General features: G+C 67.5%; 13 protein-coding genes. 10 read left to right on the top strand and 3 right to left on the bottom strand.

Translation table 11 applies throughout. The features are described from left to right. The 10 genes from CLU87_RS14385 to CLU87_RS14335 all read left to right on the top strand — a co-directional run bounded on the left by CLU87_RS14385 (position 1) and on the right by CLU87_RS14335 (position 16,210). Positions 1 to 1,350 (top strand): NAD(P)/FAD-dependent oxidoreductase, encoded by a 1,350-nt coding sequence (locus CLU87_RS14385; protein ID WP_099730882.1) that lies wholly within the window; start codon positions 1 to 3, stop codon positions 1,348 to 1,350. Between the two features lie 4 nt (positions 1,351 to 1,354). Continuing rightward, positions 1,355 to 2,290, top strand: coding sequence for a bile acid:sodium symporter family protein (locus CLU87_RS14380; protein WP_082565127.1), 936 nt, complete (start codon positions 1,355 to 1,357; stop codon positions 2,288 to 2,290). Further along, a complete protein-coding gene (locus tag CLU87_RS14375; protein WP_099730881.1) occupies positions 2,287 to 3,297 on the top strand; it encodes an SDR family oxidoreductase in 1,011 nt (336 codons plus the stop codon). Before CLU87_RS14380 ends, CLU87_RS14375 begins: the two co-directional genes overlap by 4 nt. Beyond that, positions 3,294 to 4,211 carry an EamA family transporter gene (locus CLU87_RS14370; RefSeq protein ID WP_056748148.1) on the top strand — a complete coding sequence of 306 codons (918 nt, stop codon included), beginning with the start codon at positions 3,294 to 3,296 and terminating at the stop codon, positions 4,209 to 4,211. Before CLU87_RS14375 ends, CLU87_RS14370 begins: the two co-directional genes overlap by 4 nt. A gap of 30 nt (positions 4,212 to 4,241) precedes the next feature. Beyond that, positions 4,242 to 4,862 (top strand): ABC transporter ATP-binding protein, encoded by a 621-nt coding sequence (locus tag CLU87_RS14365; protein WP_099730880.1) that lies wholly within the window; start codon positions 4,242 to 4,244, stop codon positions 4,860 to 4,862. A gap of 143 nt (positions 4,863 to 5,005) precedes the next feature. Further along, positions 5,006 to 5,647, top strand: a complete 642-nt coding sequence (locus CLU87_RS14360; RefSeq protein ID WP_099730879.1) for a LysE family translocator — start codon at positions 5,006 to 5,008, stop codon at positions 5,645 to 5,647. 150 nt (positions 5,648 to 5,797) lie between these two features. Continuing rightward, a complete protein-coding gene (locus CLU87_RS14355; protein ID WP_099730878.1) occupies positions 5,798 to 7,573 on the top strand; it encodes an efflux RND transporter periplasmic adaptor subunit in 1,776 nt (591 codons plus the stop codon). 54 nt (positions 7,574 to 7,627) lie between these two features. Beyond that, positions 7,628 to 10,738, top strand: a complete 3,111-nt coding sequence (locus tag CLU87_RS14350; RefSeq protein WP_099730877.1) for an MdtB/MuxB family multidrug efflux RND transporter permease subunit — start codon at positions 7,628 to 7,630, stop codon at positions 10,736 to 10,738. A gap of 838 nt (positions 10,739 to 11,576) precedes the next feature. After that, a complete protein-coding gene (locus CLU87_RS14340) occupies positions 11,577 to 14,750 on the top strand; it encodes an efflux RND transporter permease subunit (protein ID WP_099730875.1) in 3,174 nt (1,057 codons plus the stop codon). After that, on the top strand, positions 14,747 to 16,210 hold the full coding sequence (locus CLU87_RS14335; RefSeq protein ID WP_099730874.1) for an efflux transporter outer membrane subunit: 1,464 nt from the start codon (positions 14,747 to 14,749) through the stop codon (positions 16,208 to 16,210). Before CLU87_RS14340 ends, CLU87_RS14335 begins: the two co-directional genes overlap by 4 nt. A gap of 16 nt (positions 16,211 to 16,226) precedes the next feature. On the opposite strand, the gene CLU87_RS14330 is transcribed toward CLU87_RS14335, so the two are convergent. Genes CLU87_RS14330 through CLU87_RS14320 form a run of 3 tightly spaced genes read right to left on the bottom strand, consistent with a single transcriptional unit; the run spans position 16,227 to position 18,474 of the window. Continuing rightward, positions 16,227 to 17,102, bottom strand: coding sequence for a LytTR family DNA-binding domain-containing protein (locus tag CLU87_RS14330; RefSeq protein ID WP_099730873.1), 876 nt, complete (start codon positions 17,100 to 17,102; stop codon positions 16,227 to 16,229). Next, positions 17,099 to 18,187: a sensor histidine kinase gene (locus tag CLU87_RS14325; RefSeq protein ID WP_056748135.1), complete on the bottom strand. Its 1,089-nt coding sequence runs from the start codon at positions 18,185 to 18,187 to the stop codon at positions 17,099 to 17,101. Before CLU87_RS14325 ends, CLU87_RS14330 begins: the two co-directional genes overlap by 4 nt. Continuing rightward, positions 18,184 to 18,474, bottom strand: a complete 291-nt coding sequence (locus tag CLU87_RS14320; protein WP_056748347.1) for a 2TM domain-containing protein — start codon at positions 18,472 to 18,474, stop codon at positions 18,184 to 18,186. The genes CLU87_RS14325 and CLU87_RS14320 overlap by 4 nt, the downstream gene beginning before the upstream one ends. Between the last annotated feature and the right edge of the window lie 55 nt (positions 18,475 to 18,529).

Below are 18,529 nucleotides of genomic sequence, written 5' to 3'. Positions count from 1 at the left end.
ATGACGGAGACAAGCCCTTCGACGCCCCTCGCACAGGACATGCTCGGCCACATCGCCCTCATCGGCGCCGGCCCCAGCGGGCTGGCCGCGGCGCGCAATCTGCAGAAGCTGGGCGTGCCTTTCCAGGGCTTTGAAGCACACACCGATGTGGGTGGTTTGTGGAACATCGACAACCCGCGCAGCACCGTCTATGAATCGGCGCACCTGATCTCCAGCAAGCACACCACGGAGTTCACCGAGTTCCCCATGCGCCCCGAAGTGGCCGACTATCCGAGCCACCGGGACATGCGCCAGTATTTCGTCGACTTTGCAGAGCACTTTGGCCTGCGCCAGCACTTCTGGTTTGGCACGCGCGTGCTCCGGGTCGAGCCGGTAGGCGAGGGCACTGCGCCGCTGTGGCGCGTGACGTGGACGCAGTACGGTGGGCCGGCGCAAACGGCAGAGTTCAGGGGCGTGGTGATTGCCAACGGCACATTGGCCGAACCCAGCATGCCGCGCTTCGAGGGGCACTTTGACGGGGAGCTACTGCACACCAGCGCCTACAAAAGTGCCGAGCTGTTCAAGGGCAAGCGCGTGCTGGTGGTGGGCGCGGGCAACTCGGGCTGCGACATTGCGGTGGATGCGGTGCACTACGCGCGCAGCGTGGACATCTCGGTGCGCCGCGGCTATTACTTTGTCCCCAAGTATGTGTTCGGCAAGCCCGCAGACACGCTGGGCGGCAAGTTCAAGATGCCGCCCTGGCTCAAGCAAAAGGTGGACAGCGTGGTACTGCAATGGTTCACTGGCGACCCCGCGCGCTTTGGCCTGCCCAAGCCCGACTACAAGATGTACGAGTCGCACCCGGTGGTCAACTCGCTGGTGCTGCACCACCTGGGCCATGGCGATATTCACGTCAAGCCCGACATCGCGCGTTTTGAAGGCCATACGGTGCACTTCAAGGACGGCAGCGCGCAGGACTATGACCTGGTGCTCTGTGCCACGGGCTACAAGCTGCACTACCCCTTCATCGACCACAGCCTGCTCAACTGGCAGGGCATGGCGCCGCAGCTCTATCTCAACATCCTGTCACCCCGTTTCGACAACCTGGCCGTGATGGGCATGATCGAGGCCAGTGGCATCGGCTGGCAGGGCCGCTATGAACAAGCGGAGCTGGTGGCGCGCTTTTTCAAGGCGCAGGCCGAGGGATCGCCGCGCGCCGAGGCGCTACGACAGGCCAAGGCCGGGCCGCCGCCCGATCTGTCGGGTGGCTTCAAGTACCTCCAGCTCGAACGCATGGCGTATTACGTGCACAAGGACACCTACCGCAACGCGGTGCGCGCTGCCGCCGCAGCCCTCGCCAGAAAGGACTGACCCCATGCTGCCTGTGGACGAAATACGCCTCAACTTCAACCCCGCGTCGCTGGTGGTGCTCAATGTGGTGCTGGGTTTTCTCATGTTCGGCATTGCGCTGGATACGCGCGTGGCGGACTTCAAGCGCGTGCTGCGCATGCCCGGTGCCATGGCGGTGGGCATTGCCGCGCAGTTCATCGTATTGCCTGCGGTGACCTTTGTGCTCACGCTGCTACTCAAGCCCGGGCCCAGCATCGCGCTGGGCATGATTCTGGTCGCCTGCTGCCCGCCCGGCAATGTGAGCAACATCCTCACGCACCGCGCAGGAGGCAATGTGGCGCTGTCGGTGTCGATGACGGCCATCTCCAACGCGCTGGCCATCGTGCTCATGCCGCTCAACTTCGCGTTCTGGGGCGGCATGCACCCCACGGCGGCGCCGCTGCTGCGCAGCATTGCGCTTGACCCGTTGGAGATGGCGGGTCACATCGTGGTGATCATCGGGCTGCCTTTTGTGCTGGGCATCCTGTGCGCAGAAAAGCTGCCGCGCTTCACACAGCGCGTGAACAAGCCCGTGCGCATCCTCAGCTTTCTGTGTCTCATCGGTTTCATCGTGGGCGCGGTGGCGGGCAACTGGCGTTACTTTCTGGACTACGTGGGCCTGGTGCTGCTGGCCGTAGCGTTGCACGATGCGCTCGCCTTCGGCACCGGCTACGCCTGCGCGCGGCTCAGCGGCTTGCCGGACTACGACCGGCGCGCGGTGAGCATCGAGGTGGGTATCCGCAATGCAGGCCTGGGCCTCGTGCTGATCTTCAGCTTCTTTGGCGGGCTAGGCGGTATGGCCGTGGTGGCGGGCGTGTGGGGCTTCTGGGACATCATCGCGGGGCTGGCGCTGGCAGGCTGGTGGGGGCGCAGGCCCGCCGAACTACCGGCGGCCGATGCCCGCAAGGAGCAGCGCACATGACCGGCATGGGGTGGATAAGCCGCCGCATTCTGGTCACAGGCGCCGACGGTTTTCTGGGCCGCAGCGTGGTGGCTGCACTGGCGCGTGAAGGGGTCGGGACCATTGTGGCGACCGATGTGCGCGATGTGCCCGTCGAGCGCCGCCTGCCCGGTGTGACCTACCGGGTCCAAGACGTGCGCGACCCCGGTCTAGCGCAGACGCTGGCAGACACCGCCATCGACAGCGTGGTGCACCTCGCTTCCATCGTCACGCCCGGCAAGGGTTCCAGCCGCGAGTTTGAATATTCGGTGGACGTGCTGGGCAGCCAGAACGTGCTGGATGCCTGTGTGGCCACCGGCGTGACGCAGTTGGTCGTCAGCTCCAGTGGCGCGGCGTACGGCTACCACGCCGACAACCCCGAGTGGTTGCGCGAGACGGACGCGCTGCGGGGCAACGAGGTCTTTGCCTATTCGCACCACAAGCGGCTGGTGGAAGGGATGCTGGCGCAATACCGCACGCAGCACCCGGCGTTGGCGCAGACGGTGCTGCGCATAGGCACCATCCTGGGAGAGCGGGTGGACAACCAGATCACCGCCTTGTTTGAAAAGCCGCGCCTGCTCGCCATCCGGGGTAGCGAGAGCCCGTTTGTGTTCATCTGGGACGAAGACGTGACTGGTGCCATCCTGCATGCGCTGCGCACGCAGCGGGCAGGCTGCTTCAACCTGGCGGGCGACGGTGCCTTGCCCTTGCGCGAGATCGCCCAGCGCTTGGGCAAGCCCGTGCTGGAGCTACCTGCAGGGCTGCTGCGCACCGCGCTGGCCGTGGGTTCCGCGCTCGGCGTGAGCCGCTACGGCCCCGAACAGCTCGACTTTCTGCGCTACCGGCCTGTTTTGCTGAATACCGCGCTCAAGGAGGTGCTGGGCTATGTGCCGGGCAAAACCAGCGCCCAGGCTTTTGACGCCTTCGTCGCTGCCCGGGCGCGGCAGGGCCGCCCCGTAGCTGCGGGCGTGTCCGTGGCGGCCGCATGAGTACGCCAGCGGCCTTGAGCCGTGGCGACCTGTTGCGTGCCCTGGCGGTGGTGGTCATCTGGGGGCTGAACTTTGTGGTGATGAAGCTCGGTCTGCAGGGCCTGAGTCCCATGCTGCTGGGCGCGCTGCGCTTTACGGCGGCATCGCTGCCCTTCTTGTTGTTCGTACCGCGTCCGGCCTTGCCCTGGCGCTTTGTGGTGGGCTACGGGATGGCGCAGGGGTTGGGACAATTCGGCTTTCTGTTTCTGGGACTGCAGCTGGGCATGACGGCGGGCATGGCCTCGGTGGTGATGCAGACCCAGGCGTTCTTCACTTTGCTGCTGGCCGCGCCGTTGCTGGGAGAGCGTGCCAAGCCCTGGCAGTGGGGGGGCTTATTGCTGGCGTTCGGCGGCTTGATGACCATCGGCCTCGCGCATGGCGAGGGGCCGGGCCAGATGACGCTGGCGGGGTTTGTGCTCACCCTCGGCGCCGCATTCATGTGGGCGGTGTCCAATCTGGTGGCGCGCCGCGCGGCACAGGCCGGGGCGTATGCGCCGTTTCCGTTCATCGTGTGGAGCAGTGTGGTGCCTATTGGGCCGTTCTTTGCGCTGGCGTTGTGGAGCGAGGGCTCCACCGCCGTGTGGGCACAGCTGCAGTCTTTGAGTGGCACGGGGCTCTTGGCCGTGGCCTACCTGGCCTTCTTGGCCACGCTGCTGGCCTACACGCTGTGGACGCAGCTGTTGCAACGCCATGCGGCGGGGCGGGTCACGCCGTTTTCGCTGCTGGTACCGGTGGTGGGGCTGTGGGCGGCTTATGCCTTTCTGGGCGAAACCCCGGCGCCTCTGCAGTGGTTGGGCGCAGCCGCAGTGCTCTGCGGGCTGGTGGTGAACCAGGTGGGAGGCTTGTGGTGGGCCCGGCGTGCTGCAGCTTCCTAGAATGTTCGCTTTCCGCATCGAGGAGACAGGGTGGCTGAGAGCGTGTTTTTGTGGGTGAAGGGGTTGCGGTTTGCGTACCCGGAGTGTGCGGTGCTGGACAACCTGTCGCTGGCCTGGCCCCCGGGTCTGGCTCTGGTGCGCGGTGATGAAAGCACCGGCAAGACCACGTTGCTGCGTCTGCTGGCTGGCGAGCTGACGGCGCAGGCTGGCAGCATCACGCTGCAAGGGGTGGACCTGAACCAGGCCGCCAAGGCCTCGGCACCACGGGTCTTCTGGGCGGACCCGCGATCCAGCGAGTGGGACCCGCTCACTGCCAGGGGTTGGCTCGACAGCCTGCCCGCACGCTACCCCCAATGGGATGTGGCAGCCTTGGTGGAGCACATCGACGGGTTCAGCCTGCACGAGCATCTGGACAAGCCTTTCTACGCCCTGTCCACCGGCAGCAAGCGCAAGGTACTCATGGCAGGGGCCTTGGCCTCGAATGCACCACTGACCTTGATCGACGAGCCTGTGGGCGGGCTGGACAAGCCCTCCATTCGCTATCTGGCGCAGGCCCTGGCATCCCAAGCGGCCAGACCAGACCGCCTGACCGTGGTGGCGCATTACGAAGCCCTGCCCGATGTGACCTGGGGCTCGGTGCTGGATCTGTAAGAACCTGTCCTAAGGCGTTGTGAGGTGGTAGAGGGCGCCTTGGGGGCATGTGCCCTGTGGTCGGCCGTGTTGGCAGGGTCTGCCGTAGACTGCAGTGCTGACCGTTCCCCCTCCCACACGCCTCACCCTGCAAGGACTGTCCCATGGATGCGCTGCTATTTGTTCCGGTTGCCATCGCCATCTCGCTCACCCCGGGGCCCAACAACTTCTGTGGCCTCAACAACGGCATCCGCGCAGGCGTGGGCCCCGCGATGATCGCCACGGTGGGCCGGGCAGCGGCGTTCGCGATCTTTCTGACGGTGTCTGCGGTGGGGCTGGGGGCGATGCTGCTGGCGTCCGAAGCGGCGTTCACGGCTGTGAAGTGGGTGGGTGCTGCCTACCTGTTCTGGCTGGGCTGGAAGGCCTGGCACAGCCGCGAGTTCAGCGGCCTGGCGCTGGAGGATGCACCTGGCAGTGGCCAGGCATCGGGTCAACCGGTCCAGTTCCATCTGCGTGCTCTCATTGCGCAGGAGTTTTTGCTGGGCATCACCAACCCCAAGGCGATCATCCTGTTCGCGGCGATCTTTCCGCAGTTCATCGACCCCGCGCAGCCTGCAGCGCGCCAGTTTCTGGTGCTGGGCTCCATCTATCTGGGCAGCGAATTCGTCTCGACGGCCGTGTACGCCAGCTTCGGGCGCCAGATCCGCCGCTTCATCCGCACCTCGCGCGGTGTGGCCCGCCTGAACAAGGCCACCGGCGGTTTCTTCATGGGTGCTGGCGGCCTTCTGCTGGCCACCAACCGCTGATTAATGCCCCCTGAAGGGGCTGAGCCGATGCATCGGTAAACCCCGCCCAAAGCGCGCGTAAATCCCCGGTAAAGGGGACCCGCCGGGCGGCAGCCCCGGGGGGTGCGCTGGCTACCATACCCGTTCGCTCATTCCTCGTTGCGCCCCACCATGCCCCTGAACCGTTCGTTGACCCGTCCACAGAGGCCCGCAAGATTGCAGTCCGGCAAGCTGCGCTGGATCTCCGCGTTGTTACTGGCCTCCGTGGCGCTGGCTGCGGTGGGAGCTGGTGCCTGGTGGTGGAAACAGCGCCAGGATGCAGCGGCCGCTGCCAGCGCTGGTGGTGCCGCCACGGGGCCTAACGCGGCGCGCAAGCCCGGCAGTGGGCCCGGGCGCTTTGGTGGCGGCAACGTACAGCCCGTGTCGGTAGGCACCGTACAGCGGGGCGATGTGCGGGTGGTGGTGAGCGCCATCGGCACCATGAGCGCCCGCGCCACCGCCGTGGTGCGCGCCAAGGTCGGCGGCGAGCTGACGTCGGTGCGCTTCAAGGAAGGTGACGAGGTGCGTGCAGGCCAGGTGCTGGCCGAGATCGATGCGCGCAGCTACCAGGCTGCGCTGTCGCAGGCACAGGGCACGCTGCAGCGTGACCAGGCGCTGCTCAAGAATGCGCAGCTCGACCTCAAGCGTTATCAAGACCTGCTGGCACGCGACTCCATCGCCAGCCAGCAGGTAGACACCCAGGCCGCACTGGTGCGGCAGCTGGAAGGCACCGTGGCCTCGGACCAGGCGCAGGTGGATGCCGCGCGCCTGCAACTGAGCTACACCCAGGTCACCGCACCATTTGCCGGCCGCCTGGGCTTGCGCCAGGCCGACCGGGGCAACGTGGTGGGGCCGAGCGACGCGAACGGCATCGTCACCATCAACCAGGTGCGGCCCATCGACGCAGCGTTCTCCGTGCCCGAGGCGCACCTGCCCCAGATGCGTCGCCGCATGGCCGCAGGCGAAGAGCTGAGCGTGGAGCTGTGGGACCGCGACAGCCGCCGCCAGCTGGCCAAGGGCCGCGTGGTGGCGCTGGACAACGCCATCGACAGCGCCACCGGCACCATCAAGGTGAAGGCCGCTTTTGCGAATGAAGACGGCGCCCTGTACCCCAACCAGTTCGTCAACGTGCGCCTGCAGGTCAACCTGCTCCAGGGCGTGCTGACCGTACCGGCCACGGCCGTGCAGAACAGCTATGTCTACTTGGTGCAGGAAGACAGTACCGTGACCCAGCGCCGCATCCGCGTGGGCGTCACCGATGGCGACCGTGTGAGCGTCGAAGGCGAGCTGCGCGAGGGCGAGCAGGTGGTCACGGACGGCATCGACCGCCTGCGCGAAGGCGCCAAGGTCGCCGTCATCGATGCCGGTGCCGTCACCCGTGCCGACCAGGCAGCCCAGGACCAGGCCGCGCAGCGCCGCGCCTTCATGGCATCCCTGCCCGCCGATGTACGTGAAAAGCTGCAGAAGATGAGCCCCGAAGAGCGTCGCGCCTTCTTGCGCGAGCGGCGAGCGCAGATGGGCGCGAGCGGCGCAGCGGCTCCAGCGTCGGCGGCGTCTGCTGCAGCCTCTTCGGCGTCGGGTGTGGGTGCTCCCGCCGCTGCCCCGGCGTCTGCCCCGCAGGCCTCTGCTGCGCCACAACAGCAGCGCAGCGAAGCACCACCCAGAGCAGCTGCACCGCAAGCATCCCCAGGCGCTGCACCGCCCGCCGCCCCCGCAGCGCCTGCAGACCGTAGCTCTGAACCCCCGCGGGGCATCCCTCCGCAGGTGAAGGCACTGCTGGACCAGATGCCCGCCGACGAGCGCGCCCGCGTGATGGCAATGCCGCAGGAGGAGCGCCGTGCCTACATCCGCGAGCGGCTGCAACAGCAGCCGCCGTCCCAGGGTGGCGCAGCCAGCCCGGCGCGCTGAGCGCAGCGGCACCCCGGTTTCTCCCCTGCCTGTCTTGCCAGCGCACCCGCCGCCATGAACCTGTCGCGCCTTTTCATCCTGCGCCCCATTGCCACCGCGCTGCTGATGGTGGCGATCCTGATCGCGGGGCTGATGGCCTACCGGCTGCTGCCCACCTCGGCCCTGCCCGAGGTGGACTACCCCACCATCCAGGTCACCACGCTGTACCCGGGCGCGAGCCCGGACGTGATGACCTCCAACGTCACGGCCCCGCTGGAGCGGCAGTTCGGCCAGATGCCGGGGCTGTCGCAAATGTCGTCCACCAGCTCGGGCGGGGCTTCGGTGATTACGCTGCGTTTTGCGCTCGACATGGCGCTGGACGTGGCCGAGCAGCAGGTGCAGGCGGCCATCAACGCGGGCAGCAACCTGCTGCCCAGCGACCTGCCCATGCCGCCGCTGTACAGCAAGGTCAACCCCGCCGATGCGCCCATCCTGACCCTGGCCATCACCTCGCCCTCGCTGCCCGTGATCCGCGTGAACGACCTGGTGGAAAACCGCCTGGCACCCAAACTCTCGCAGGTGCAGGGCGTGGGCCTGGTGGCGATTGCGGGCGGCCGCCGCCCAGCCGTGCGCATCCAGGCCAACCCCACGGCATTGGCGCAGCTGGGCTTCACGCTGGAGGACGTGCGCACCTCCATCGCAGCCGCCAACGTCAAGCAGGCCAAGGGAGGCTTCGACGGCCCGGCCCGTGCCTCCACCATCGATGCCAACGACCAGCTGCAGTCGGCGGCCGAATACCGCGACCTCATCATTGCCTTCAAGAATGGCGCCCCCGTGCGCCTGAAGGACGTCGCCGAAACGGTGGACGATGCCGAGAACACCCGCCTCGCCGCCTGGGCGGGCACGGCAGACACCGGGGCCAAACCCGGCGTGATCCTCAACATCCGCCGCCAGCCCGGCGCCAACGTGATCGACACGGTGGACCGCATCAAGGCCCTGCTGCCGCAGCTGCAAAGCACCTTGCCCGCGTCGCTGGATGTGCAGGTGCTGACCGACCGCACGGTGACGGTGCGCGCCTCGGTGCGCGACATGCAGGTGGAGCTGGGCCTGGCCGTGCTGCTGGTGGTGGCGGTGATCTTTGTCTTCCTGCGCAGCCCCTCGGCCACGCTGATCCCGAGCGTGGCCGTGCCGCTGTCGCTCATCGGCACCTGTGGGGTGATGTACCTCGCGGGGTTCTCCATCAACAACCTCACGCTGATGGCGCTGACCATCTCCACCGGCTTTGTGGTGGACGATGCCATCGTGATGATCGAGAACATTGCCCGCTATGTGGAAGAGGGCGAGGCACCCCTCGCGGCTGCGCTCAAGGGCTCGCAGCAGATCGGCTTCACCATCATCTCGCTCACCATCTCGCTGATCGCCGTGTTGATCCCGCTGCTGTTCATGGGCGATGTGGTGGGCCGGCTGTTCCACGAGTTCGCGATCACGCTGGCCGTGTCCATCCTGATCTCGGCCGTGGTGTCGCTCACGCTCACGCCGATGCTGTGCGCGCGCCTGCTGCGCCACACGCCCGAGGAGAGCCATGGCCGCCTGTACCGCGCCACGGGACATTTTTTTGATCGCACCATCGCAGGCTATGGCCGCATGCTGGGCTGGGTGCTGAACCACCGGGGCACCACCTGGCTGGTGTTTGCGGCCACGCTGGCGCTCACCGTGGTGCTGTATCTGTTCATCCCCAAGGGCTTCTTTCCAGTGCAGGACACTGGCACGCTGCAGGCCACTACCGAGGCGGACCAGTCGATCTCGTTTGCCGGCATGGCCGAGCGCCAGCAGGCCGTGGCCGAACGTCTGCTGCAAGACCCCGCCGTGCGCAGCGTCTCGTCGTTCATTGGCGTCGATGGCGCCAACACCACGCTCAACACCGGCCGCCTGCTGATCGACCTGCAGCCGCATGCACAGCGCGACAAGGCCGGTGTGGTGCAGCAGCGCCTGGCCGAGCGCGTGCAGAACCTGCCGGGCATCCGCCTGTTCATCCAACCCGTGCAGGACCTGACCATTGAAGACCGGGTGGCGCGCACGCAGTACCAGTGGCTGCTGTCATCGCCCGACATGCAGCAGCTGACCACCAGCACCACCGAGCTGCTGCGCCGCCTGCGCGCCTTGCCCGAGCTGACGGATGTGGCCAGCGACCTGCAGGACCAGGGCCGCCAGGCCTATGTGCAGATCGACCGCGCCCAGGCCAGCCGCCTGGGGGTGACGGTGGCGGGCATCGATGCCGCGCTGTACAACGCCTTTGGCCAGCGGCTGATTTCGACCATCTTCACGCAGTCCAACCAGTACCGCGTGGTGCTGGAGGTGGCGCCACAGTTCAAAGTGGGGCCCGAGGCGTTGCAGAGCATCTATGTGCCGTCGAGCACTGGTGCGCCGGTGCCACTGTCATCGGTGGCGCGCATCGAGGAGCGCAACATGCCGCTGGTGGTCAACCACGTGGGCCAGTTGCCCGCCGCCACCATTTCGTTCAACACCGCGCCGGGGGTGTCGCTGGGCAACGCAGTGGCGGCCATCGAGCGCGAGAAGGCCGCCGTGCAGGCCGAGGGGCAGTTGCCGCTGTCGGTGGAGACGAGCTTTCAGGGGGCGGCGCTGGCGTTCCAGGCGTCGCTGTCGAACACGCTGCTGCTGATCCTGGCGGCGGTGGTCACCATGTACATCGTGCTGGGCGTGCTGTATGAGAGCACGGTGCACCCGGTCACGATCCTGTCCACGCTGCCCTCGGCCGGGGTAGGGGCGTTGCTGGCGTTGATGGCAGCGCGGCTGGACCTGGACATCATTGCCATCATCGGCATCGTGCTGCTGATCGGCATCGTGAAGAAGAACGCGATCATGATGATCGACTTTGCGCTAGAGGCGCAGCGGGATGAAGGCCTGAGTGCGCGCGATGCGATCTACCAGGCGTGTCTGTTGCGGTTCCGGCCCATCTTGATGACAACGTTGGCGGCCTTGCTGGGTGCCTTGCCGATGATGCTGGGGACAGGGGTGGGCAGCGAGTTGCGGCATCCGCTGGGGGTGACGATGGTGGGCGGGCTGATCCTGAGTCAGTTGCTCACGCTGTTTACGACCCCGGTGATTTACCTCACGTTTGAGGGGTGGGCGCAGCGGTGGCGTGGGCGGCAGGGTGAGGTGGCGTGATGGCGTTCGTGAACGTCGCTTGGTCGCTGGCCGTTCGGGCTGAGCCTGTTGAAGGTTTGGCGCGCTGGTTTGACAAGCGTGCTTGGGTTCAGGGCGGAGGCCGGGAGTCGCCCGGCGTGCGAGTAACTTTCTTTTGCTTCGCCAAAAGAAAGTCACCAAAGAAAAGGCGACCCCCAGTCTGCGACCCCTTCGCTGGGCGAAGGGGCAAACCCGCGTCGGGGCGGTTGCGGGGTGCGCCGTGGAACTCACTGCGCTGCGTTGCAGCTTCGTTCAGACATCCACGGCGAGTCAGTTCACGAGGCATGGGCGCTTCGACGCCCATGCTTACCCCGCAACCGCCCCGCCGCAGGCGCAGCCAGCAGGGGGGGGACAGCCGAACATCCATTCGGGCCATCGCTGCGCTCGGCCCGGCCTGCGCAGCGCGCGGCGCCTGCGCCGGCGAGTTGGGGCCGAGCGAAGCAAAGGCCCGTGTGGATGTTCTGCCCCCTTTGCCCCTCTGGATGCGCAGAGGAGCGCAGGGTTTGGCGGATCAGGGCTCGCGATTGTCTGAGCGAAGCGAGTTCGAGCGAGACCCCGCCAAACCCGAGCACCGCAGGTTGCCCCGGAGCGAAGCGCAGGGGACGCAGACAGTGGGGTCGCCTTTCTTTTGGGTACTTTTCTTTGGCGAAGCAAAGAAAAGTGCCTCGCCTGCCGGGCGACTCCCGGCCTCCGCCCTCGACCAAGGCATGCTGCCCAATCAGCGCACGCAGCCAGAAACTACAAAAACAATAGCAGCGAGCGCATATCCCACTAGCGCATCCAGCCAAAAACACCCAAAAACCGCCCGGAGAGCCCACCCATGAGCCTCTCCACCCCCTTCATCCACCGCCCCATCGGCACCATGCTCCTCACCCTGGGCCTGGCCCTGGCGGGTGCGGTGTCGTTCTTCCTGTTGCCCGTGGCGCCGCTGCCGCAGGTGGACTACCCCACCATCTCGGTCAGCGCCAGCCTTCCCGGGGCCAGCCCCGACACCATGGCCGCCACCGTCGCTACGCCGCTGGAGCGGTCGCTGGGCGCCATTGCGGGCGTGACCGAGATCACTTCGCGCTCTATCCTGGGCAGCACTTCCATCACGCTGCAGTTCGACCTGGACCGCAACGTGGACAGCGCAGCGCGCGATGTGCAGGCCGCCATCAACGCCGCGCGCACGCTGCTGCCCACGGGCATGCCCAGCAATCCGACCTACCGCAAGGTCAACCCGGCCGACTCGCCCATCATGATCCTGGCGCTCACGTCGGACCTGCTCACACGCGGGCAGATGTACGACGCGGCCTCCACCGTGCTGGCGCAAAAGCTTTCGCAGGTCGAGGGCGTGGGCCAGGCCACGGTGAGCGGCGGCGCGTTGCCTGCTGTGCGTGTGGAGCTGGACCCGGTGCGGCTCGCGTCCAATGGCATCTCGCTGGAGCAGGTGCGCAGCGCCATCGTCAGCACCAACGCCAACCGCCCGCTGGGCGCGGTGGAGCGGGAAGACCACTACTGGCAGGTGGCCACCAACGACCAGGCCCGTGTGGCGGCCGACTACGCGCCCCTGGTGCTGCGCTGGAAGAACGGGCAGGCCGTGCGCCTGCAGGACGTGGCCGACGTGGTGGACTCGGTGCAGGACGTGCGCAACTTCGGCGTGGCCAATGGCAAGCCGGCGGTGCTGCTGCAGGTGTACAAGCAGCCCGGCGCCAACATCCTCGAAGCCGTGGAGCGCGTGCGCTCGCTGCTGCCTGCGCTGCAGGCGTCCATCCCGGCGGCCATCGACATCGAGGTGGTGTCCGACCGCACACCCACGCTGCGGGCTTCGGTCAAGGAGGTGGAGCGCGCGCTGCTGATCGCCGTGGCGCTGGTGGTGCTGGTGGTGTTCCTGTTCTTGCGCAACGGGCGTGCCACGCTCATCCCCAGCGTGGCGGTGCCGGTGTCGCTGGCAGGCACGTTTGGTGTGATGTACCTGGCAGGCTACACGCTCGACAACCTCTCGCTCATGGCGCTCACGGTGGCCACGGGCTTTGTGGTGGACGACGCCATCGTGGTGCTGGAGAACATCATGCGCCACATGGAGCGGGGCAAGACCGCGCTGCGGGCGTCGCTCGACGGTGCGCGCGAGATTGGCTTCACCGTGGTGTCGATGAGCATCTCGCTGATTGCGGTGTTCGTGCCCATCCTGTTCATGGGCGGCATCGTGGGGCGGTTTTTCCGCGAGTTCGCCATCGTCATGTCCTCGGCCATCCTGGTGTCGATGGTGGTGTCGCTCACCACCACGCCCATGATGTGCGCCGCGCTGCTCAAGCCCCACAGTCCGGCAACGGCGCGGCGCAGGGGCTGGGCTGCGGCCTTCAGCCATCGGATCGGTCGCTGGGTGGATCGTATGCAGGTGCGGGGCATGCGCCTGTACCGCCGCAGCCTGGCCTGGTGCCTGCGCCACCAGCCCGTGGCCCTGCTGGCACTGGTGTGTGTGGTGGGGCTCAACGTGTACCTCTACACCGCCATCGACAAGGGCTTCATGCCCGAGCAGGACACCGGGCGCATCTCGGGCTTCATTCGGGCCGACCAGGCCACGTCCTACCAGGCCATGGAGCAGCGGCTTCAGCGTTTCCTGTCCATCGTGCAGGCCGACCCGGCCGTGGAGCATGTGACCGGCTTCACGGGGGGCTGGCAGCGCAATGCGGCGCAGATGTTCATGACCCTCAAGCGCGGGCCCGGGCAGGAGAGTTCGGAGGCCGTGATAACGCGGCTGCGCGAGCAACTCAAGAACGAGCCGGGCGCGCGCCTTTTCATGGTGCCGCAGCGCGACATCCGCATTGGCGGGCGGCAGAGCGGTGCCTCGTTCGACTACACCCTGCAGGCCGACGACATTGGCGACCTGCGCACCTGGGAGCCACGCATCCGCCAGGTGCTGAGCCAGCTGCCCGAGCTGGAGGACGTGAACAGCGACGTGCAGGACTTTGGCCTGCAGACCTCGCTGGTCATCGACCGCGATGCCGTGACCCGGATGGGCCTGACCATGGCGCAGATCGACGCCACACTCAACAACGCCTTCGGCCAGCGCCAGGTGGGCGTGATCTACAACCCGCTCAACCAGTACCGCGTGGTCATGGAGGCCGCGCCGCGCTACCTGCAGAACCCCGAGACGCTGCGCGGCTTCTTTTTCGTCAACAGCCAGGGGCAGCAGATTCCGCTCACGGCGTTTGCGCGCATCACCACCACCAACACACCGCTGTCGGTCAACCACGACCGGGGCACACCCGCCAGCAGCATCAGCTTCAGCCTGGCGCCGGGGGTATCGCTGTCGCAGGCCACCGAGGCGGTGAACAATGCGGTGGCCGAGCTGGGCGTGCCGGTGTCGGTGCGCGGCTCGTTCAGCGGCACGGCAGGGGCGTTCCAGGACGCGCTGGCGGGCCAGCCGCTGCTGATCCTGGCAGCCATCATCACCATCTACCTGGTGCTGGGCATGTTGTACGAGAGCTTGGTGCACCCCATCACCATCCTGTCCACGCTGCCGTCTGCGGGGGTGGGCGCGTTGCTGGCGCTCATGCTGTTCAAGACCGAGTTCTCACTCATCGCACTCATTGGCGTGATCCTGCTGATCGGCATCGTGAAGAAGAACGCGATCATGATGATCGACTTTGCCCTCACGCGGCAACGCCAGCAGGGCGAGTATGGGCGGGCGCCCGTCACCGCAGCGCAGGCCATCTACCGCGCATGCAACCTGCGGCTGCGCCCCATTTTGATGACCACCGTGGCCGCCATCTTTGGGGCCCTGCCACTGGCCCTGGGGCGGGGCGATGGTGCCGAGCTGCGCCAGCCGCTGGGCATTGCGATTGTGGGCGGCCTGCTGGTAAGCCAGTGGCTCACGCTCTACACCACGCCGGTGGTCTACGTGGCGCTCGACCGGCTACGTGCGCGCGTGCTGCGCGCGGTGGGGCGGCGCCGCAAGCCAGCGGGCGCCGCGCCTGCGGCCCCGGTGGTATTGCAAGGAAACGACGGATGACCTCTTTCACTTTTTCACGTCGGGTCGCCTGGCCTGCGCTCGTGGCCAGCGGCCTGTGGCTGGCGGGCTGCGCGCAGACGCCGCCGTACGAGCGGCCCACCATGGACATTCCTGCCGCTTACAAAGAGCAGGCCGCCGCCCAGGCCCAGGGCATCTGGAAGCCCGCGCAGCCACAGGCCTCCACCGCCTTGCCCGAGACTTGGTGGACCGTGTACGGCGACGCCGTGCTGGACCGCCTGCAGCAGCAGGCCGAGGCCAACAGCCCCACCCTGGCGCAGAGCGCTGCCCGCCTGCGTGCGGCCCAGGCGGCTGTGACCAGCAGTGGCGCTGCGGCCTTGCCCACCGTGGGGGCCAATGCCAGCAGCAGCCGCGCGCGCAGCGGCACGCAGCTGGGCAACCAGGCGGATGGCAGCAGCACCGCGCGCATCAGCACCAGCCATTCGCTGGGCCTGTCTGCCAGCTGGGAGCTGGACCTGTGGGGCCGCATCTCTGCCGGGGTGAGTGCGGCGCAGGCCAGCGGCCAGGCCAGCGCCGACGACCTGGCCGCTGCGCGCCTGTCGCTGCAGGCTGCCGTGGCGCAGACATATTTTTCGCTGCGCGCGGCCGAGGCCCAGGCTGCGCTGCTGGGCGAGACGCTCAAGGCCTACGACCGCAGCTGGGAGCTGACGCGCAACCGCCAGGCGGCCGGTGTGGCGTCCAGCGCCGATGTGGCGCAGGCCGAGGCGCAGTACAAGTCCACCCAGGTGCAGCTGCTGGAGGCCCAAACCACGCGCAGCCAGCTGGAGCACGCGCTGGCGGCGCTGCTGGGGCAGGCGCCTGCCGCCTTTGCGCTGGAGCCCACCGCCGCGCTGCCCGCACCGGCCGATGTGCCCCAGGCCCTGCCGTCCGACCTGCTGCAGCGCCGTCCGGACATCGCTGCTGCAGAACGCCGCGTGGCGGCGGCCAATGCGCAGATCGGCGTGGCGCGCGCTGCGTATTTCCCCACGCTCACGCTGTCGGCAGCGGGGGGCTTCCGGGGATCGCCCCTGGCCGACCTGTTCAGCGCGCCCAACCTGTTCTGGTCGCTGGGGCCGGCGCTGGCGGCGTCGATTTTTGATGGAGGTGCGCGCAGTGCTGCCGTAGAGACGGCCCGTGCCAACCACGCGCAGGTCACGGCCGCCTACCGCCAGACGGTGTTGACCGCGCTGCAGGAGGTGGAGGACAACCTCACGGCCGCTGCCGCGCTGGCGCAGGAGGAGCAACTGCAGCGCGAGGCCACCGCTGCCGCCCAGCGTGCGCTGGACGTGGTGGAGAACCAGTACCGTGCGGGCACCGTGGGCTACCTGAATGTGCTGGCGGCCCAGACCACCGTGCTGTCATCGCAGCGCAGCCTGATCGACGTGAAAAGCCGCCGCCTGACGGCGGTGAATGCGCTGCTGAAGAATGTGGCTGGGCGCTGGGAGGCGCTGCCACCCGCTTGAAGCCCGCGTCAGGCCCCTACATGGCCTTGAACAGGTGCGCGTAGAGGCGGCTCACCGGCAGCCGCTCGGGCCGCCCGCGCAGGCTGATGTGCTGCTTGCCCGCCTCGTCGCGCGTGACGGTGGCAATGGCCGTGGCGCGCACCAGGGTGCTGCGGTGCACCTGCCAGAACTCCTGCGGGTCGAGCTGCTCGATCAGCTCCTTGAGCGCGGTGCGGATCAGGTATTCACGCTCGGCCGTGAGCACGCGCACGTACTTGTCGGCCGCCTCAAAGTACACAACGTCCGCCACCGGCACCATGTGGATCTGCGTGCCGTGGCTGGCCTGGATCACGTTCAGCCGCGTTGCGGCGGTGGCAGGCGCGGCGGCGGGTGCAGTGCCCACGCCGGGCGCGCCCAGCAGCGCGCGCAGCTGGGCCATGGTGGCTTCGAGTTCGGGTGAGGGCAACGCCGCCGAAGGTGCAGCGGGTGGTGCACCGGTTGCTGCAACGGCTGAGACACGCTGGGCCAGCAGGCCCTGCACCTTGGCCACGGTGCGCGCCAGCCGGTCGGCCTGGATGGGTTTGAGCAGGTAGTCCACCGCCTGCGCTTCAAACGCCTGCACGGCGTACTGGTCGTAGGCCGTGGCAAACACCAGCGCCGGAAAGGGCAGGTCATCCGGCCAGGCGTCGGCCAGTTCGGCGGCAGCCTCGATGCCGCTCTGGCCGGGCATACGGATGTCGAAGAACAGCACGTCGGGCCGCAAATCCAGCGCCTGCCGCACCGCCGAGTGGCCGTCGCCCACCAGGGCCACCACTTGCAGCTCTGGCCATGCGCGTGCCAGGTCTTGCTGCAGGGCAGCGGCCAGCAGCGGTTCGTCTTCGGCAATCAGGGCACGCGGGGCTCGCTCTGTCATGTCGTGGCGGCAGATTTCAAGGGAAATGTGACGGTAGCGCTAGTACCATTTGGTTCTATTGCTATCAATTCAAGAGCGCCTGCAGCACCGTGCAGCGTGGCCAGCCGCTCGCGCACCTGGGCCAGGCCAAAGCTCTGGCCGGGGCCTGGGACGGGCAGGGTGGCGGGCAGGCCCGCCCCGGTGTCTTGCACCTCGATGACCAGCAACAGGCCTTGGGGGCTTGCCTGGGTGCTTGCACGCACGGTGATGTGGCCGCCTTCCACCTGGGGCTCCAGCCCGTGGCGGATGGCGTTTTCCACCAGCGGCTGCAGCAGCAGCGGTGGCACGGGCACGTCGCGCAGCGTGTCGGGCAGGTCCAGTGTGTAGGCCATGCGTGGGCCCATGCGCACGGCCATCAGCTCCAGATAGTCGCGCAGGCGCTCAAACTCCAGCGCCAGCGGGTGCTGGGTGCTGCGCGATGCGCTGAGCGTGGCGCGCAGGTAGGCAATCATGCGGTCCAGCATGTGCTGCGCCCGGGCCGGGTCGGTGCCGATGAGCACGCGCAGGTTGGCCAGGGTGTTGAACAGCATGTGGGGTTCCAGCTGGGTCTCCAGCAGCTTCAGGCGCGATTCGCTGGCGTGCATGCGCGCCTCGGCCATCTTGCTCTCCAGGTAGGCCGACTTGTTGACGGCGTAGAAGTAGAACGTGCCCACCAGCCCCGCAATGGCCGTGATGAGGATGGACGTGCGCTGGTCTGCTCCGGAGATCAACGCCCCCGGCGGGTAGAAGTGAAAGTAGTGCACGCACAGCGCGTCGGCCAGCAAGGTGCCCGCCAGGTAACCCACGACAATGCCCACCAGGACCAGCGCAATGCCCTGCCAGCCGTGTGGCCAGCCCGTTTCGGCGGCGGACGGTATCAACTCCCGCCCCAGGTCGATGATGGCCCAGGTGAAGGTGCCGATCAGCACCGAATACACCACGGGCGGCCCATAGGGCTTGTCGGGCATGAACGTGCACTGGATGGTGGCCACGACCAGTGTGAAGGCCACCACCTGCAGGTAGTGCCGCAGCTTGCTGACCCCGTTGAACTCGTGGCGCAGCTTCATGGCCGGTCTTGGCGGCGCTGCAGGGCCTCGCGCTCGCGCTGCACCATGCGCTCGCGCAGGCCGCTGCCAGAGCCCAGCAAAAACACCGACACCCCATGCAGCACCAGCCCCAGCCCCCAGCCCAGCAGCGGGTACACCGACCACGGGCGTGTGCCAAACGCATAGCGCGACATGGCAAAGATGAGGGCGTTGACCAGCACGAAGGCCATCGCATGCAGGTACCAGCCCAGCTTGGCGTTGGCGCGGCGGCGGGCGAGTTGGTCGAGGTCTTCGGGTGTCATTGGCATGGAGCTTTGCATTCTAGGCGGCTCAATGGGCGCAGCAACGCGTCCGCACGGGTGC

Origin of the sequence: Acidovorax sp. 59 (genome assembly GCF_002754175.1) — a bacterium.
Lineage (GTDB): Bacteria > Pseudomonadota > Gammaproteobacteria > Burkholderiales > Burkholderiaceae_C > Acidovorax > Acidovorax delafieldii.
Note: the sequence above shows the minus strand (reverse complement) of the source record. Positions and strands in the feature narration are given on the sequence as shown.

What these genes read in the sequence shown, in the direction of transcription:
- CLU87_RS14385 (WP_099730882.1), top strand. Translation starts at nt 1, where the DNA reads ATGACGGAGACAAGCCCTTCGACGCCCCTCGCACAGGACATGCTCGGC.
- CLU87_RS14380 (WP_082565127.1), top strand. Translation starts at nt 1,355, where the DNA reads ATGCTGCCTGTGGACGAAATACGCCTCAACTTCAACCCCGCGTCGCTG.
- CLU87_RS14375 (WP_099730881.1), top strand. Translation starts at nt 2,287, where the DNA reads ATGACCGGCATGGGGTGGATAAGCCGCCGCATTCTGGTCACAGGCGCC.
- CLU87_RS14370 (WP_056748148.1), top strand. Translation starts at nt 3,294, where the DNA reads ATGAGTACGCCAGCGGCCTTGAGCCGTGGCGACCTGTTGCGTGCCCTG.
- CLU87_RS14360 (WP_099730879.1), top strand. Translation starts at nt 5,006, where the DNA reads ATGGATGCGCTGCTATTTGTTCCGGTTGCCATCGCCATCTCGCTCACC.
- CLU87_RS14355 (WP_099730878.1), top strand. Translation starts at nt 5,798, where the DNA reads ATGCCCCTGAACCGTTCGTTGACCCGTCCACAGAGGCCCGCAAGATTG.
- CLU87_RS14350 (WP_099730877.1), top strand. Translation starts at nt 7,628, where the DNA reads ATGAACCTGTCGCGCCTTTTCATCCTGCGCCCCATTGCCACCGCGCTG.
- CLU87_RS14340 (WP_099730875.1), top strand. Translation starts at nt 11,577, where the DNA reads ATGAGCCTCTCCACCCCCTTCATCCACCGCCCCATCGGCACCATGCTC.
- CLU87_RS14335 (WP_099730874.1), top strand. Translation starts at nt 14,747, where the DNA reads ATGACCTCTTTCACTTTTTCACGTCGGGTCGCCTGGCCTGCGCTCGTG.
- CLU87_RS14330 (WP_099730873.1), bottom strand. Translation starts at nt 17,102, where the DNA reads ATGACAGAGCGAGCCCCGCGTGCCCTGATTGCCGAAGACGAACCGCTG.
- CLU87_RS14325 (WP_056748135.1), bottom strand. Translation starts at nt 18,187, where the DNA reads ATGAAGCTGCGCCACGAGTTCAACGGGGTCAGCAAGCTGCGGCACTAC.
- CLU87_RS14320 (WP_056748347.1), bottom strand. Translation starts at nt 18,474, where the DNA reads ATGCCAATGACACCCGAAGACCTCGACCAACTCGCCCGCCGCCGCGCC.